The sequence below is a fragment of the Streptomyces sp. NPDC006296 genome (genome assembly GCF_040613235.1).
GTDB lineage: Bacteria > Actinomycetota > Actinomycetes > Streptomycetales > Streptomycetaceae > Streptomyces.
Genome location: NZ_JBEXRT010000033.1, coordinates 30,462 through 47,089 on the forward strand (window position 1 = coordinate 30,462; position 16,628 = coordinate 47,089).

10 protein-coding genes and 1 pseudogene are annotated in these 16,628 nt (G+C 70.8%); 3 read left to right on the forward strand and 8 right to left on the reverse strand.

Going from position 1 to position 16,628, the window contains the following annotated elements; genetic code table 11:
- Positions 1-141: 141 nt before the first annotated feature.
- From ABZ172_RS22110 to ABZ172_RS22120, 3 genes and pseudogenes are all read right to left on the reverse strand, one after another.
- Positions 142-1,671: a UDP-N-acetylglucosamine 1-carboxyvinyltransferase gene (locus ABZ172_RS22110; RefSeq protein ID WP_356885543.1), complete on the reverse strand. Its 1,530-nt coding sequence runs from the start codon at positions 1,669-1,671 to the stop codon at positions 142-144.
- A 148-nt stretch (positions 1,672-1,819) separates the two neighbouring features.
- A pseudogene (locus ABZ172_RS22115) lies at positions 1,820-2,021 on the reverse strand (DUF4236 domain-containing protein).
- Positions 2,022-2,452: 431 nt separating this feature from the next.
- Complete coding sequence (locus ABZ172_RS22120) at positions 2,453-3,163, reverse strand: GNAT family N-acetyltransferase (RefSeq protein ID WP_356885545.1); 711 nt, start codon at positions 3,161-3,163, stop codon at positions 2,453-2,455.
- Positions 3,164-3,583: 420 nt separating this feature from the next.
- Between ABZ172_RS22120 and acnA the strand changes: the two genes are divergently transcribed.
- Positions 3,584-6,298 (forward strand): aconitate hydratase AcnA, encoded by a 2,715-nt coding sequence (acnA, locus tag ABZ172_RS22125; RefSeq protein ID WP_356885547.1) that lies wholly within the window; start codon positions 3,584-3,586, stop codon positions 6,296-6,298.
- Positions 6,299-6,398: 100 nt separating this feature from the next.
- Positions 6,399-7,628, forward strand: a complete 1,230-nt coding sequence (locus ABZ172_RS22130; protein ID WP_356885549.1) for an ROK family protein — start codon at positions 6,399-6,401, stop codon at positions 7,626-7,628.
- A gap of 371 nt (positions 7,629-7,999) precedes the next feature.
- Here ABZ172_RS22130 and ABZ172_RS22135 read toward each other — a convergent pair whose 3' ends face one another.
- The 5 genes from ABZ172_RS22135 to xylA form a co-directional block, all read right to left on the reverse strand.
- Positions 8,000-9,379: a GH1 family beta-glucosidase gene (locus ABZ172_RS22135; RefSeq protein WP_356885551.1), complete on the reverse strand. Its 1,380-nt coding sequence runs from the start codon at positions 9,377-9,379 to the stop codon at positions 8,000-8,002.
- Positions 9,380-9,387: 8 nt separating this feature from the next.
- Complete coding sequence (locus tag ABZ172_RS22140; protein WP_356885553.1) at positions 9,388-10,245, reverse strand: carbohydrate ABC transporter permease; 858 nt, start codon at positions 10,243-10,245, stop codon at positions 9,388-9,390.
- Positions 10,246-10,250: 5 nt separating this feature from the next.
- Entirely contained in the window at positions 10,251-11,222 is a 972-nt protein-coding gene (locus tag ABZ172_RS22145) for a sugar ABC transporter permease (protein WP_356885555.1), read from the reverse strand.
- A gap of 11 nt (positions 11,223-11,233) precedes the next feature.
- Positions 11,234-12,496 (reverse strand): sugar ABC transporter substrate-binding protein, encoded by a 1,263-nt coding sequence (locus tag ABZ172_RS22150; protein WP_356885557.1) that lies wholly within the window; start codon positions 12,494-12,496, stop codon positions 11,234-11,236.
- 152 nt (positions 12,497-12,648) lie between these two features.
- Positions 12,649-13,818, reverse strand: a complete 1,170-nt coding sequence (gene xylA / locus ABZ172_RS22155) for a xylose isomerase (protein WP_356885559.1) — start codon at positions 13,816-13,818, stop codon at positions 12,649-12,651.
- Positions 13,819-14,143: 325 nt separating this feature from the next.
- Between xylA and yicI the strand changes: the two genes are divergently transcribed.
- Positions 14,144-16,381 (forward strand): alpha-xylosidase, encoded by a 2,238-nt coding sequence (gene yicI / locus ABZ172_RS22160; protein WP_356885561.1) that lies wholly within the window; start codon positions 14,144-14,146, stop codon positions 16,379-16,381.
- Positions 16,382-16,628 lie beyond the last annotated feature (247 nt).

Sequence of the window (16,628 nt, forward strand, 5' to 3'; positions counted from 1 at the left end):
AAATCATCTTGCACGTGCGTTGCGCAAGGTGCTGAAAAGCAACAGTGATCAGTGAAGGGTCATGAAGGTAAGTATTCGCAGGTCAGATGGCATGTTGCGGTGTCGTGCCCTTTGCCGCCAAGAGGCACGACACCCTACCGATCAGATGTCCCGGAAGATCTCGATCTGCGCACCCACCGAGTTGAGCCGTTCCGCCAGTTCCTCGTAACCGCGGTTGATGACGTAGACGTTGCGGAGCACGGACGTGCCCTCGGCCGCCATCATCGCCAGCAGCACCACCACGGCGGGTCGCAGGGCCGGCGGGCACATCATCTCGGCGGCGCGCCAGCGGGTCGGGCCCTCGACCAGGACGCGGTGCGGGTCCAGTAGCTGGAGCCTGCCGCCGAGGCGGTTGAGGTCGGTGAGGTAGATCGCGCGGTTGTCGTAGACCCAGTCGTGGATCAGGGTCTGGCCGTGCGCGGCGGCCGCGATCGCCGCGAAGAACGGCACGTTGTCGATGTTCAGGCCGGGGAACGGCATCGGGTGGATCTTGTCGATGGGGGCCTCCAGCTTGGAGGGCCGGACCGTCAGGTCCACCAGCCGGGTGCGGCCGTTGTCGGCGGCGTACTCGGCCGTGCGGTCGCAGTCGACGCCCATCTCCTCCAGGACCGCGAGCTCGATCTCCAGGAACTCGATCGGCACCCGGCGGATCGTCAGCTCGGACTCCGTCACCACGGCGGCGGCCAGCAGGCTCATCGCCTCGACCGGGTCCTCGGAGGGGGAGTAGTCGACGTCCGCGTCGATCTCCGGCACGCCGTGCACGGTGAGGGTCGTCGTCCCGACGCCGTCGACGCGTACGCCGAGCGCCTCCAGGAAGAAGCACAGGTCCTGGACCATGTAGTTGGACGACGCGTTGCGGATGACCGTCGTGCCGTCGTGACGGGCGGCGGCCAGCAGGGCGTTCTCGGTCACCGTGTCGCCGCGCTCGGTCAGCACGATGGGGCGGTCCGGCCGGACCTCGTGGTCGACCTGCGCGTGGTAGAGCCCGTCGGTCGCGGCGATCTCCAGGCCGAAGCGGCGCAGCGCGATCATGTGCGGCTCGATCGTGCGCGTGCCGAGGTCGCAGCCTCCGGCGTACGGGAGGGTGAAGCGGTCGGTGCGGTGCAGCAGCGGGCCGAGGAACATGATGATCGAGCGGGTCCGGCGTGCGGCGTCCGCGTCGATGGCGTCCAGGTCGAGCTCGGCGGGTGGGAGGATCTCCAGGTCGACGCCCTCGTTGATCCAACGGGTGCGTACGCCGATGGAGTTGAGGACCTCCAGGAGCCGGAAGACCTCCTCGATGCGCGCCACCCGGCGCAGCACGGTGCGGCCCTTGTTGAGCAGGGAACCGCAGAGCAGCGCGACGCAGGCGTTCTTGCTGGTCTTGACGTCGATGGAGCCGGAGAGCCGGCGTCCACCGACCACACGCAGGTGCATGGGTCCGGCGTAGCCGAGCGACACGATCTCGCTGTCGAGCGCCTCGCCGATGCGGGCGATCATCTCAAGGCTGATGTTCTGGTTGCCGCGCTCGATGCGGTTGACGGCGCTCTGGCTCGTGGCGAGCGCCTCGGCAAGCTGACTCTGTGTCCAGCCGCGATGCTGACGAGCGTCACGGATGAGCTTGCCGATGCGTACGAGGTAGTCGTCTTCCATGGCTGCACGCTATCTCAGATATGAGATGAGGATCGCGCCAGGGGGTGCGTTCGGGTGACGGTGACGTGCCGGGCCGTGAACAGACGCCTGTCTGCAGGTTCAGGCGTGTCCGGCGGCCCGGCGCGCGGAGCCGGGCCGAACGGGTGACTCAGCTGTGACGGGTGCGCTTGGTCGTCTTCCGCCAGCCGAACGGGCCCGGCAGGTTCATGGACGTGGTGCGCCGCCCGGTGCTGCTGTGCGTGCGCTTCGGGCCGTTCCGGCCCGCCGGTCGTGACGGACCACGAGCGACGGTTGATGTTCAGTCGGACGCCCGGAAGGATCTGGAAGCTCTTGCGGAACGTGAGCGGCATCTGCGCCTCCTCTGTCGAGAACCTACGGGTATCCCGAAGCCGTCGGGTCATGCGCGCGGAACCGTGCGGACATCTCCGTCCGTACGCCCGGCGATTGCCGCGTGCGGCCGGGGCCGTACCTCGTGCATCCCCCGCCGCGTGAGCCCCGCTGACCTCGTGTCCCACAGGCCCTGCGCCCCGTTGTCTCCGCGTCTCCGCGTCTCCGCGTCTCCGCGTCTCCGCGTCTCCGCGTCTCCGCGTCTCCGCGTCTCCGCGTCTCCGCGTCTCCGCGTCTCCGCGGCCCACGTGTCGCGCGACCCGTGGGACGCATCCCGCATCCCGCATCCCGTATCCCGTCGGGCCCGCCCTCCCCCTGCGCCCCGCGGCTCGCCGTTCCTGAGGCGTGGTCGTCGCCTCGCCTCGGGAACGGCGGGGTCGCCGTCCCGTCCGTACTACCGCGAGGTGGCCGCCCCGATGCGCTGCCGCTGCCGTTCCCCTGCGTCGGCAGGGCTCGGCCCCCGCAGGGCGTTGGCCAGGGGTGCGGCCACCTCCCAGCCCGTCGCCTCGTACAGGGCGCGTCCCTCCGCCGTCGACGCCAGCAGGCCCACCGTGGCGCCCCGTTCGGCGGCCGCCCGGCCGAGGGCGACCACGATGACCCGGCCGAGTCCGCGGCGCCGGTGGGCGGGGTGGGTCTCCACCCTGTCGATGACGGCGGTGCCGCCGTCGACGGAGGTCTGCCCGCGCGCTGCGGTGGTGCCGTCGGCCGTCTGTACCCGCGCATGGACGACGCCGCCGTGGTTCCAGGTGCGGAGCCGGTAGCCGGCGGGGAGCGGGGCCGGGGTGCGGAAGGAGCCGGCGGTCAGGGCGGTGGACATCAGGGAGCCTGGTGCGGCGGGAAGCGACCAGCCCGGCGCGATCCAGGCGGCGAGCGAGTCCGCCGGGACGAAGGCCTTGAGCCAGACCCCGGGGCCGGCTGCGCCGCTGGTCAGCTCCCGCACGGTCGCCTCGTCGGCGGTCGGCAGGACGTGGCTCATGACGTTCCCGGGGGTTCCGATCGTCACGGTGAAGCCCCAGGGCCGGGGTCGTGGTTCGCCGGCGCCGCGCGAACGGGCCCAGCCGTGGACCCATGCCCGCACGGCATCGGGGGTATCGGTGAAGTGCACGCGCTCTCCGGGCAGGGTGGTCGTGGTCGGTGTGGGTGTGCGGAGTTCGGTGGGCTGCTGTCGCGCCGGGCGTCCGCGGGCGCCGTGCGCGACGACGCGCGTCACGCACGGGCGCTCGGGTCCGGTCGCACCGCCGGGGCCGGGGCCCCGGCGGACCGGTCCGGAGGCGTCCGGTTTCCGGCCGCGGCCGTGCGTCATCGCGGAGTGGCGCCGGACACGGACGCCCGGGCATGACCGCGCGGCGGCGATGTACTAGAGTTATCTCGACATCGAGATATCTGCCGAGGCGCACCGCAGCCGCCGTTCAGTAAGGGTTACCTAACTAATCCTTACCTTAGCGGATGGTGGGGGCCGCAGGCGGCGCCGGCCGCACATGAGGCGCGGCGCGGTTGAACGCGCACATTGAAGAAGGAGACTGTCGTGTCGGCGAACAGCTTCGACGCCCGCAGCACGCTGCGCGTGGGTGACGAGTCGTACGAGATCTTCAAGCTGGACAAGGTCGAGGGCTCCGCGCGCCTGCCTTACAGCCTGAAGGTGCTGCTGGAGAACCTGCTCCGCACCGAGGACGGCGCGAACATCACCGCCGACCACATCCGGGCCCTCGGCGGATGGGACTCGCAGGCCCAGCCCAGCCAGGAGATCCAGTTCACGCCGGCCCGCGTGATCATGCAGGACTTCACGGGTGTCCCGTGCGTCGTGGACCTCGCCACCATGCGTGAGGCCGTCAAGGAGCTCGGCGGCGACCCGGCGAAGATCAACCCGCTGGCCCCGGCCGAGCTGGTCATCGACCACTCCGTCATCGCCGACAAGTTCGGCACCAAGGACGCCTTCGGCCAGAACGTCGAGCTGGAGTACGGCCGGAACAAGGAGCGCTACCAGTTCCTGCGCTGGGGCCAGACCGCCTTCGACGAGTTCAAGGTCGTCCCCCCGGGCACCGGCATCGTCCACCAGGTCAACATCGAGCACCTGGCCCGCACGGTCATGGTCCGCGGCGGCCAGGCGTACCCCGACACCCTCGTCGGCACCGACTCGCACACCACGATGGTCAACGGCCTCGGCGTGCTGGGCTGGGGCGTCGGCGGCATCGAGGCCGAGGCCGCGATGCTCGGCCAGCCGGTCTCCATGCTCATCCCGCGCGTCGTCGGCTTCAAGCTGACCGGCGAGCTCCCGGCCGGCACCACCGCCACCGACCTCGTGCTGACCATCACCGAGATGCTCCGCAAGCACGGCGTCGTCGGCAAGTTCGTCGAGTTCTACGGTGAGGGCGTCGCCGCCACATCCCTCGCGAACCGCGCCACCATCGGCAACATGTCCCCGGAGTTCGGCTCCACCGCCGCGATCTTCCCGATCGACGACGAGACGCTGAACTACCTGCGCCTCACCGGCCGCGACGCGCAGCAGGTCGCGCTCGTCGAGGCGTACGCCAAGGAGCAGGGCCTCTGGCTCGACCCGGCCGCCGAGCCGGACTTCTCCGAGAAGCTGGAGCTCGACCTCTCCACGGTCGTCCCCTCCATCGCCGGCCCGAAGCGCCCCCAGGACCGCATCGTCCTCGCGAACGCCAAGGCGCAGTTCGCCCAGGACGTGCGCAACTACGTCGCGGACGACGAGGAGGCGGGCAAGGAGTCCTTCCCGGCCTCCGACGCCCCGGCCACCTCCGACGGCGTCCCGTCGAACCCGGTCACCGTCACCGCCGCCGACGGCACGACGTACGAGCTGGACCACGGCGCCGTCACCGTCGCCGCGATCACCTCCTGCACCAACACCTCGAACCCGTACGTCATGGTCGCCGCGGCGCTCGTGGCGAAGAAGGCGGTCGAGAAGGGCCTGACCCGCAAGCCGTGGGTCAAGACCACCCTCGCCCCGGGCTCGAAGGTCGTCACCGACTACTTCGACAAGGCGGGCCTGACGCCGTACCTCGACAAGGTCGGCTTCAACCTCGTCGGCTACGGCTGCACCACCTGCATCGGCAACTCCGGCCCGCTGCCGGACGAGGTCTCCAAGGCCGTCAACGACCACGACCTGGCCGTCACCTCGGTGCTCTCCGGCAACCGCAACTTCGAGGGCCGGATCAACCCCGACGTCAAGATGAACTACCTGGCGTCCCCGCCGCTGGTCGTCGCGTACGCCCTGGCCGGCTCCATGAAGGTCGACATCACCAAGGACGCCCTCGGCGTCGACCAGGACGGCAAGCCGGTCTTCCTCGAGGACATCTGGCCCTCCGAGGCCGAGGTCAACGACGTCGTGGCGAACGCCATCGGCGAGGACATGTTCAACAAGTCCTACCAGGACGTCTTCGCGGGCGACGCCCAGTGGCAGGCGCTGCCGATCCCGACCGGCAACACCTTCGAGTGGGACTCCGAGTCCACCTACGTGCGCAAGCCCCCGTACTTCGAGGGCATGACGATGGAGACGACCCCGGTCGAGGACATCACCGGCGCCCGTGTGCTCGCCAAGCTCGGCGACTCGGTCACCACCGACCACATCTCCCCGGCCGGTGCGATCAAGGCCGACACCCCGGCCGGCTCGTACCTCACGGAGCACGGCATCGAGCGCCGCGACTTCAACTCCTACGGCTCGCGCCGTGGTAACCACGAGGTCATGATCCGCGGTACGTTCGCCAACATCCGTCTGCGCAACCAGATCGCGCCGGGCACCGAGGGCGGCTACACCCGCGACTTCACCCAGGGCGGCGGCCCGGTGTCGTTCATCTACGACGCCTCGCAGAACTACCAGGCCGCGGGCACCCCGCTCGTCATCCTGGCGGGCAAGGAGTACGGCTCCGGCTCGTCCCGCGACTGGGCGGCCAAGGGCACCGCGCTCCTGGGCGTCAAGGCCGTCATCGCCGAGTCCTACGAGCGCATCCACCGCTCGAACCTCATCGGCATGGGCGTCCTCCCGCTCCAGTTCCCGGAGGGGCAGACCGCCGAGTCCCTCGGCCTGACCGGCGAGGAGACCTTCTCCTTCACCGGCGTGACCGGGCTGAACGACGGCACCACGCCGCGCACCGTCAAGGTCACCACCGACACCGGTGTGGAGTTCGACGGCGTCGTCCGCATCGACACCCCCGGTGAGGCGGACTACTACCGCAACGGCGGCATCCTGCAGTACGTCCTGCGCAGCCTGATCCGCAACTGAGCGCTCGGGCAGTGAGCGAAGGGCCGCACCCCCCGGGGGGTGCGGCCCTTCCGCCTGATCCACCAGGGACGACGGGACACCCCTTAGGCTCGAAGGTCCGATGAAGAACACCCTCACTTCGCAGGCGTCCAAGGCCGGACACGACTCCGTGCGCCGTCACAACCTGAGCCTGGTCCTGCGGACCGTCCGTGACGAGGGCGAGGTCACCCGCGCCCGGGTGGCGGGGCTCGTGGGGCTGACCAGGGCCGCCGTGTCCTCGCTCGTCGAGGAACTGCTCGCACTGGACTGCCTCGGCGAGTCCGGCAAGACCTCCAGCGGCTCGGCCGGACGGCCCGGCACCGTCCTGAAACTCTCCCGCACGGGGCCGGCCGGCCTCGGCGTGGAGATCAACATCGACTACGTCTCCGTGTGCGCCGTCGACCTGACCGGGACCGACCGCGTCCGGGTCACCGAGCACACCGACCACCGGAACGTCCCGCCCGCCGAGGTCCTGGCCCACGCCGCCCGGCTCACCGACCGGGTCATCGCCTCCACCCGGGAACAGGGACTGCGGGTCGTCGGCGTCGAACTGGCCCTGCCCGGCCTGGTCTCCGGCGGCGTCGTCCGCCAGGCGCCCAACCTCGGCTGGAGCAGGGTCGCGGCCGAGGGCATCTTCGGCCAGGCGCTCAGCACGCTCCGCCCGGCCGGGCGGGCGCTCGCCGTGGGCTCCGACAACGAGGCCAACCTCGCGGCCCTCGCCGAGTTCTGGTTCGGCGGACTCGGCGGCGTACGCACCTTCCTCTATCTCACCGGTGAGATCGGCGTGGGCGGCGCGCTCGTGGTGAACGGCGAGATGCTGCGCGGCGCCCACGGGTTCGCCGGCGAGATCGGCCACGTCGTCGTCGACCCGCAGGGCCCCCTCTGCCGGTGCGGAGCCCGCGGCTGCCTGGAGCAGTACGCGGGCCGGGCGGCCCTGCTGCGAGCGGCCGGCATCGCCCCGGACACCGGCGTGCGCGGTGTCGCCGAGCTGCAGCAGCGGGCCGCGGCCGGTGAGGACCGGGCCGTCACCGCGCTGCGCGAGGCGGGGGACCGGCTGGGCGTGGTCCTGGCCGGCGCGGTCAACCTCTTCGACCCGGAGGCGGTCGTGCTGGGCGGCATCTACCGCGACCTGATGCCCTGGCTGGAGGGCCCGGCGGACGCCCAGCTGACCGCCCGGGTGGTCTCCGGCCGCTGGCACGAGAACGGCAGCCGGCTGCGGGCCTCGTCGCTGTCCGGCGACGCGGCGCGGGGCGCGGCGGCCCGCGTGGTGCACGAGGTGCTGGACAACCCGGCGGCGTACGCGGTGCGTTGAGAGCCGCCGGCTCCTGTCTGCGCGACACCGTGCTGGGCCCGATGGCCGCTCCGCGTGCGGGTGCTCCGCCCCGCGGCGTCCGCCGCCCGGAGTCCGTCGCACCGGCCGAGGCCCGCGCGCTGCGGGCGACCCTCTGCGGACACGACCGGCAGGACGCCGGGAGGGCCGTCCTGGCCTGCGTCGAGCTCTGCCGGCAGTGGCGGGACGGCACCGAAGCGGTGCTCGAACGACGGGAGCGGGCCGAGGAACTCGCCGTGGGGTGTCTCCACGACGTCGTCGCCGGGACCGTCGCCCCGCGCCGAGCCCGGAAACGCGGGACGGGGGCGTACGCGCCGCGGTGCACGCGCAGGCCCCCGCCACCGGGGAACCGGTCAGTCCCGGTGCGCCGCGATCAGCTGCTGATACCAGCGGTAGCTGTCCTTCGGGGTGCGCTCCAGGGTGTCGTAGTCGACCCGGATGATCCCGAACCGCTTCGCATAGCCCAGGGCCCACTCGAAGTTGTCCAGCAGCGACCACACGTAGTACCCGCGTACGTCGACACCGGCGTCCATGGCGGCCCGGAGCGCCGTCAGGTGGGTGCGCAGGTACTCCACCCGGTCCGCGTCGTGGATCGAGCCGTCCGCCTCGACACGGTCGGACTCCGCCGAGCCGTTCTCCGTGATGTGCACGGGCGGCAGGGCGTCCCCGTACGTCTGCTTCAGCGTGGTCAGCAGGTCGGTGAAGGTCTCCGGGACGACCGGCCAGCCCATGGCCGTCCTGCGGACGTCCGGGTACCGGCCCTCCGCGTACCGGTTGTCCGTGGCCACCCGCAGCGCCGGGTCCGCCTCGCGGTGCGGGGCGGCGCCGACGACGATCGGGCGGTAGTAGTTGACGCCCAGGAAGTCCATCGGCCGGGAGATCAGCTCCAGGTCGCCCTCGCGGCGGAAGTCCTGGCCGGTGATCAGCTCGCCCCAGGTCTCCTCCTCGGTGGCCGGGTAGCGGCCCGCGAGGAGCGGCTCGGTCCAGACCAGGTTGTGCTGGGTGTCCGCCCGGACGACGGCCGCGAGATCGGCGTCCGACTCGGTGGCCGGGACGTTGCGGTCCAGGTTGAGGGTGATGCCCGCCTCGCGGACCCCCGCCGCGCGCAGCGCGTCCATCGCGTGGCCGTGCCCGACCAGCAGGTGGTGCGCGGCGGCCAGCGCCCCGCGGCCCTCCTGCGCGCCCGGCGCGTGCCGGCCCACCGAGTAGCCGAGGAAGGCGCTGCACCACGGCTCGTTCAGGGTGATCCAGCGCGGCACCCGGTCGCCCAGGTGCTCGGCGACCTTCGCCGCGTACGCGCCGAAGCGCTCCGCCGTCTCCCGCACCCGCCAGCCGCCCTCGTCCTCCAGGGCCTGCGGAAGGTCCCAGTGGTACAGGGTGGCGGCCGGCTCGATGCCCGCCTCCAGGAGCGAGTCGACGAGCCGGGAGTAGAAGTCCAGCCCCTTGGGGTTGACCGCGCCGCTGCCCGTGGCCTGGATCCGCGACCAGGCGATCGAGAAGCGGTACGACTGCACGCCCAGGTCGCGCAGCAGCGCCACGTCCTGCGGGTAACGGTGGTAGTGGTCGCAGGCGACGTCGCCGGTGTCGCCGCCGTCCGTCCTGCCCGGCGTGTGGCTGTAGGTGTCCCAGATGGACGGGCCGCGGCCGTCCTCCTGCACGGCGCCCTCGATCTGGTACGAGGCGGTGGCCGCGCCGAAGACGAATCCGGGCGGGAAGACCGGGAAGTCACTCATGAGATGCCTTACTTGACCGAGCCACCGGTGATACCGGCGGCGATGTACTTCTGGGACAGGACGAGCAGGACCGCGGCGGGCACCGCGGACAGCACGGACGCGGCCATGACCGAACCCCAGTCGCCGACGTGCGCGCCGATGTACTGGTAGATCCCCAGGGTGATCGGCTTGACGTCGTCCGTGGTGTTCAGCGTGAGCGCGAACATGAAGTCGCTCCAGGCGTACAGGAACGAGAACAGCCCGGCGGTGATCAGCGAGTTCCGGCTCATCGGCAGGACGACCCGGACGAAGGTGCGGATCCGGCCCGCACCGTCCACCTCGGCCGCCTCGATGACCTCACGCGGGATCGACACCATGAACGAGCGCATCAGCACGATCGCGAAGGGGATGCCCAGCGAGGCGTCCGCCAGCATCAGCCCGAAGTAGGAGTTGACCAGGCCGAGATCCACGTACGCGCTGTACAGGGCGTTCGCGATGACGATGCCCGGCACCATCTGGGTGATGAGCGTGCCGAAGACGATCGTCCGGCTGCCGCGCACCGAGAACTGCGCCAGCCCGTACGCTGCCGGCGCGGAGATCGCCAGGCAGATGGCCACGGCGCCGAGCGCCACGGCCAGCGAGGTCAGCAGGTTGGTGCCCTGCTCGGTGAGGGCGGACGTGAAGCCGGAGAGGTCCACGCCCGTCGGGACCGGACCGACGTCGACCAGGCCGGCGTCGGGCTGCAGCGCGGTGTTGACCATCCAGTACAGCGGGAACAGCATCACCGCGAGGACGACGACGCCGAAGACCGTCGCCCCCCAGCTGCGTCCGGTCCGGCGGACGGTGGCGGGAGCCGGGGCGGCGGGGGTCTGGGTGGTGGTCGCCATGCCGGTCACTTCCCCTCGTTGCGGTTGACCCGCAGGTAGAACACCGCGAAGACGGCGGAGATCAGGATCAGGATGTTGCCGACCACGGCACCGGCCCCGAAGTCCATCTGGACGAAGGAGTTCTGGTAGGTGAGCGTGCCGAGCGTCTGGGTGGAGTCCGCAGGCCCGCCGTCGGTGAGGGCGAGCACCAGGTCGAGGATCTTGACCGTCGACATGAAGCCCAGCACCAGCACCACGGTGATCACGGGCTTGAGCACCGGCAGGGTGACCGAGCGGAAGGTGCGCCAGGCGGAGGCGCCGTCGAGCGCGGCGGCCTCGTGCAGTTCCTTGGGGACCTCCTGGAGGCCGCCGTAGAGGATCACCATGTTGAACGGGATGCCGATCCAGATGTTGACCAGGATCACCGAGATCAGCGCCATGCTCGTGCTCGTCAGCCAGGGTGTGCCGGCGGGGAGGCCGACGGTGCCCAGGAAGGAGTTGAGGACCCCGGTGTCCTGGTCGAAGATGCGCCGCCACACGATGCCGGAGACGACCATCGGGACCAGCCACGGCAGCAGGATCAGCGAGCGCAGGATCCCGTTCAGCGGGAAGCGCCGGGTGAAGAAGACGGCGAGGGCCAGGCCGATGCAGAACTGCCCGGCGAGCGATCCGACGGTGAACAGGACCGTCTGCCACAGGGCCTTGCCGAACAGCCCGTCGTCGAAGACGGTGCGCCAGTTGTCCGTGCCGTTGAACGGCGCCTCACCGGTGAAGAAGGTGGACGGCGAGTAGTCCTGGAAGCTCATCACGAGGTTGCGGACGAGCGGGTAGCCGAAGAACAGTGCCATGAAGAGCACGGCCGGGGCGATGAACCCCCACTGGGCGAGCGACCTGCGGCGCCTGGCGCTGCGCGGGTCCACGGGCTTCCTGGCCGAACCGGCCGCAGGGGCCTGCGGACCGGCCGGCCGCGCCGCGGCCGAGGCTGTGGTGGATGACATGGTTCGTTACCTCAGTTCCCGCTCGTGGCCTGCTGCTGGGCACGCTTCAGGGCGGCCTCGCTGGACGCGCCGGTGAGCGCGGACTGGAAGGCGCTCTGCAGGGCCAGCGACACGGACGACCACCGCGCGCCGACCTTCGCGGTGCGGGAACGGGCCGTCGAGACCTGTCCGGCGAGGGCCGCAAGCTCCGGGGCCTTCGTGCGCCAGACGGCGGCTGCCTTCGTGTTTGCGGGGACCATCCAGCTGTTCAGCGCGTAGGTGATCTGCTCCTGCTCGCCCGCCATACAGCCGATGATCTTCGCGGCGGTCCTCTCGCGCTCGCCGTCCCCGGTGTTGGGCACGGTCAGCACCCCGCCGCCCAGCGGGCCGACCGAGTCGTCGCCCGCCTCGGGCACCGGTATCCCGGCGATACCCCAGTCGAGCCCCTCCCTGGCGTTCAGGGTCTCCACCTGCCACGGGCCGTTGATCATCATGGCCGCGTTGCCCGCCATGAACTGGTCGTTCACGTCGGCCTGGGTCCAGTTGACCGTGGACTTGGACAGCGAACCGTCCTTCAGGAGTGCCTTCCAGTAGTCCAGGGCCCCGGCGACCTCGGGGGTGTCGAGCTTCGACTCGTCACCGCCGTTGGACCACATGAACGGGGTGAACTGGAAGACGCCGTCCTCCGCGCCGCCCGCGCTCAGCGCCAGCCCGTACCGCTTGCCCTGGGTGAGCTTCGCGGCCGTCGACCGCATCTCGGCCCAGGTCGTGGGCACCTCCAGACCGGCCCGGTCGAGGGTGTCCTTGTTGTAGAACAGCGCGAGGGTGTTCACCGTGCGCGCCGCGCCGTAGTACGTCCCGTCGAACGAGCCGAAGTCGACGATCCCCTCCGGTATGTCCGTCGTGGTCAGCCCCAGGTCCTTCAGCGGGATCAGCCCGCCCGCCTCGGCGAAGGTCGGCATCTCGGACGCGTCCAGCTGGAGGACGTCCGGCAGCGACTTGGAGGACGCCATCCGCAGCGCCTTCGTCATCAGCTGCGAGGCCGGCACGCTCTGCTGCTCGATGGTGATCCCGAGCTGCTTGCCGCAGCGTTCGAGGGTGTCACCGTCCCAGCGGTGGTACGACTCGTCGGTCGAGGAGTTCATGACGGTGTAGACGTCGTCGTCCCGCTGCTGACCGCACCCCGACAGAACGGTGCCGGCGACGAGAGCGGAGACGACGGTGAGGGGGACGACGATCCGCCTGGTGCGGCGGCTGCGACGTCGGATCCGCCCGTCCGGGGAAGGTTCTGTCACGGTGGTGCCCTTGCGGTAAGAGGGGGGCCGGCGCCCATGGGAACGCTCCCACGGGGTGGTAGTCAAGCCCCTGTGCGGATCCGGCTGAATCACGGCAGGGCGGAACGGGGTGCCCGGTGGTGGTGGTCCGGGCACCTGTTCCGGGGGGTGGGTCAGCGGACGTTGAGGAGGTGTTCCATGGCGAGTTGGTCGAGGGCTTCGAAGGCCATGGAGCGTTCGGCGGCGGTGGTGGTGTCGAAGTCCTCGTAGGCGGTGCGGTCGGCGAGGAGGGCCTTGAGGCCGTCCTCGGCGGTGGGCCGGGCGAGTTCGTGGAGGCGGGAGGCGGTCAGGGCCTGCTGGACGGCGGGGTCGGCGCGGAAGGCGGCGGCGCGTTCCTTGAGGATGAGGTAGTTGCGCATGCAGTTCTTCGCGGACTCCCAGACCCCGTCGATACCGTCGGTGCGGACCGGTTTGAAGTCGAAGTGCAGGGAGCCGTCGTAGCCGGCGGTCTCCAGGAGGTCGACGAGCCAGAACGCCTGGCGCAGGTCCCCGGCACCGAAGCGGAAGTCCTGGTCGTACTTGATGCCGGACTGGCCGTTGAGGTCGAGGTGGAAGAGCTTGCCGGCCCACAGGGCCTGGGCGATGCCGTGGGGGAAGTTCAGCCCGGCCATCTGCTCGTGGCCGGTCTCGGGGTTCACCCCGACCAGCTCGGGGCGCTCCAGACGCTCGATGAAGGCCAGGGCATGGCCGATGGTCGGCAGGAGGATGTCGCCGCGGGGCTCGTTGGGCTTGGGCTCGATCGCGAACCGCAGGTCGTAGCCCTGCCCGGTCACGTAGTCGCCCAGCAGGTCGAAGGCCTCCTTCATCCGGTCCAGGGCCAGACGCACGTCCTTGGCCCCACCGGACTCCGCACCCTCACGACCGCCCCAGGCCACATAGACCTGCGCGCCCAGCTCGGCCGCCAGATCGATGTTGCGGACCACCTTGCGCAACGCGAAACGCCGCACGTCCCGGTCGTTGGAGGTGAACCCCCCGTCCTTGAACACCGGATGGCTGAACAGATTCGTCGTCGCCATCGGGACCTTCATCCCGGTGCGCTCCAACGCCTCCCGGAACCGGCCGACCAGCCGCGCCCGCTCCGCCTCGTCCGCCCCGAACGGGATCAGGTCGTCGTCATGGAACGTCACCCCGTGCGCACCCAGCTCCGCGAGCCGCTCCACCGACTCCACCGGATCCAGCACCGGACGCGTCGCGTCACCGAACGGGTCATTGCCACGCCAGCCCACCGTCCACAGGCCGAAGGTGAACCTGTCCGCAGAAGTGGGAGTGAAGCGGTCCGACATTGCACAGCCTCTTGTCGACGTCAGGCCCGGACGGCAGCTCTGCCGGGCAGGTCAATTTGTTTGCTTGCAGTACTAATACGTCATCGGAGGGGGAGTTTCCAGACCGTTTCCGTCACGTGTCGATCACGTGGTGCAAACATGGCAGATCCAGGGTGTGCGCCGATGGGGCGCCCTCTCGGGCAATCCGGCAGGTCCCGCCCCGTTCCGGCCTTCTCGGTCACATTTGTTTTGTGTACGATCAAAATCGAGAGGACCCGCAGCCGCGCTCGCCGCAGGCGCCCCGACGTCCCGCCCCGCACCTCCTGACCGGCTAAGGACCAGACCCATGAAGTTCACCGACGGCTTCTGGCAGATGCGCAGTGGTGTGCACGCCTCGTACGCCACCGAAGTCCGCGATCTCCGCCTCGACGACGACCGCCTCGCCGCCTACGCCTCCGTCAAGCGCGTCGAGCGCCGCGGCGACACCCTGAACGCCCCGCTGATCACCGTGGAGGCGTACGCCCCGGCCGAGGGCGTCATCGCCGTACGGCTCACCCACCACGCCGGACGGCGCCGCAGGGGCCCCGACTTCGCACTGCCGGGCGCCGCACCGCGGTCCGCCGCGACGACCCGCACCGAGGGGACGGCCGCCGAACTGACCAGCGGCCCGCTCACCCTGCGGCTCCCCACCGAGGGCACCTTCGGCCTGGAGTTCCTCGACGGGGACGGCCGCGTCCTGACGTCCGCCGGGCGCAAGGGCAGCGCGTTCGTCACCGTCGACGGCGGCGGCCACCACATGGTCGCCCAACTCGCCCTCGGGGTGGGGGAGACGGTCCACGGCCTCGGCGAGCGCTTCACGCCGTACGTGAAGAACGGCCAGACCGTCGACATGTGGCAGGCGGACGGCGGCACCAGCAGCGAGCAGGCGTACAAGAACATCCCGTTCTACCTGTCCTCGCGGGGCTACGGAGTCTTCGTCAACCACCCCGGCAAGGTCTCCTTCGAGGTGGGCTCCGAGGCCGTCGGCCAGGTCCAGTTCAGCGTCGAGGACCAGACCCTGGAGTACTTCGTCGTCGCCGGCCCCACCCCGAAGGACGTCCTGTCCCGGTACGCCGCCCTGACCGGTCTCCCCGCGCTGCCGCCGGCCTGGTCCTTCGGCCTCTGGCTGACGACCTCCTTCACCACCTCGTACGACGAGGCCACCGTCACCTCCTTCGTCGACGGCATGGCCGAGCGCGGGATCCCGCTGAGCGTCTTCCACTTCGACTGCTTCTGGATGCGGGAGTACCAGTGGTGCGACTTCGAGTGGGACCCGGCGGTGTTCCCCGACCCGGAGGGCATGATCGCCCGGCTCAAGGACAAGGGGCTGAAGATCTGCGTCTGGATCAACCCGTACATCGGGCAGAAGAGCGCCCTGTACGAGGAGGGCGTCGAGAAGGGCTACTTCGTCCGGACACCCGACGGCGACGTCTGGCAGTGGGACAAGTGGCAGGCCGGCATGGCGCTGGTCGACTTCACCGACCCCGAGGCCACCGCGTGGTTCCAGGCCAAGCTGAAGGTCCTCCTCGACCAGGGCGTCGACGGCTTCAAGACGGACTTCGGCGAGCGCATCCCCACGGACGTCGTCTGGCACGACGGCTCCGACCCGGAGCGGATGCACAACTACTACACGCACCTCTACAACAAGGCCGTCTTCGAGCTCCTGGAGACCGAACGCGGCCCCGGTGAGGCCGTCCTCTTCGCCCGGTCCGCCGCCGCCGGCGGCCAGCAGTACCCGGTCCACTGGGGCGGCGACTGCTGGTCCTCCTTCGAGGCCATGGCGGAGTCCCTGCGCGGCGGCCTCTCGCTGTCCCTGTCCGGCTTCGGCTTCTGGAGCCACGACATCGGCGGCTTCGAGGGCACCCCCGACCCGGCGGTCTTCAAGCGCTGGCTGGCCTTCGGCCTGCTCTCCTCGCACAGCCGGCTGCACGGCTCGTCGTCGTACCGCGTGCCGTGGGAGTTCGGCGGCGAGGCGGTCGACGTGGCACGGCAGTTCACCCGCCTGAAGCACCGTCTCATGCCCTATCTGTACGGCGCCGCCGTCGAGGCGCACCGCACGGGCGTCCCGACCATGCGCCCGCTGCTGCTGGAGTTCCCGGAGGACCCGACCGCCCGCACGGCCGACCGGCAGTACCTGCTGGGCCCGGACGTCCTGGTCGCCCCGGTCTTCACCGAGGACGGCGAGGTCGAGTACTACGTGCCCGAGGGCACCTGGACCCGCCTGCTGACGGGCGACACGGTCACCGGCCCGGCCTGGCGCCGCGAGACCCACGGCTTCGACAGCCTGCCCCTCCTGGTCCGCCAGGGCGCGGTCCTGGCGCTCGGCGCGGACGAGTCGCGCCCGGACGGCGAGTGGCTCGACGGCCTCGAACTCCGGGTGTTCGCCCCTGCCGGGACCGGCGACTTCACCCGCACGGTGACCGTCCCCGACCGCACCGGCGCGGTGGCGGCGACGTACGAGGTGGTCCGCGAGAACGGCGAGGTCCGCGTCACGGCGGACACCGACCGGCCGTACACCGTCACCGTCGTCGACAGCTCCGCCTGACGGCTCCGTACGACGGCTCCGCCGTGACGGCCCGCACCGGCCGCCACCTCCGCCGGATGCCACCCACCGGGCCCTCCGGCGGGGCCTGGACCTCCGGCGGGACCCGGCGAGACCGGCGGGAACCGGGAGCAGGAGGACCGGCGGGACCCGGGGGACCGGGAACAGGGGTGACCGGCGGGGCACGTCCGCCCGGATCGCCCGGCACCGGAGGGGACGCGAAACCGGGACCCGTGCCGCGCCCGTGCCG

Excerpts from the sequence above, each read along its gene's own strand:
- ABZ172_RS22110 (WP_356885543.1), bottom strand. The coding sequence starts at position 1,671 with ATGGAAGACGACTACCTCGTACGCATCGGCAAGCTCATCCGTGACGCT.
- ABZ172_RS22130 (WP_356885549.1), top strand. The coding sequence starts at position 6,399 with ATGAAGAACACCCTCACTTCGCAGGCGTCCAAGGCCGGACACGACTCC.
- ABZ172_RS22135 (WP_356885551.1), bottom strand. The coding sequence starts at position 9,379 with ATGAGTGACTTCCCGGTCTTCCCGCCCGGATTCGTCTTCGGCGCGGCC.
- ABZ172_RS22140 (WP_356885553.1), bottom strand. The coding sequence starts at position 10,245 with ATGGCGACCACCACCCAGACCCCCGCCGCCCCGGCTCCCGCCACCGTC.
- ABZ172_RS22145 (WP_356885555.1), bottom strand. The coding sequence starts at position 11,222 with ATGTCATCCACCACAGCCTCGGCCGCGGCGCGGCCGGCCGGTCCGCAG.
- xylA (WP_356885559.1), bottom strand. The coding sequence starts at position 13,818 with ATGTCGGACCGCTTCACTCCCACTTCTGCGGACAGGTTCACCTTCGGC.
- yicI (WP_356885561.1), top strand. The coding sequence starts at position 14,144 with ATGAAGTTCACCGACGGCTTCTGGCAGATGCGCAGTGGTGTGCACGCC.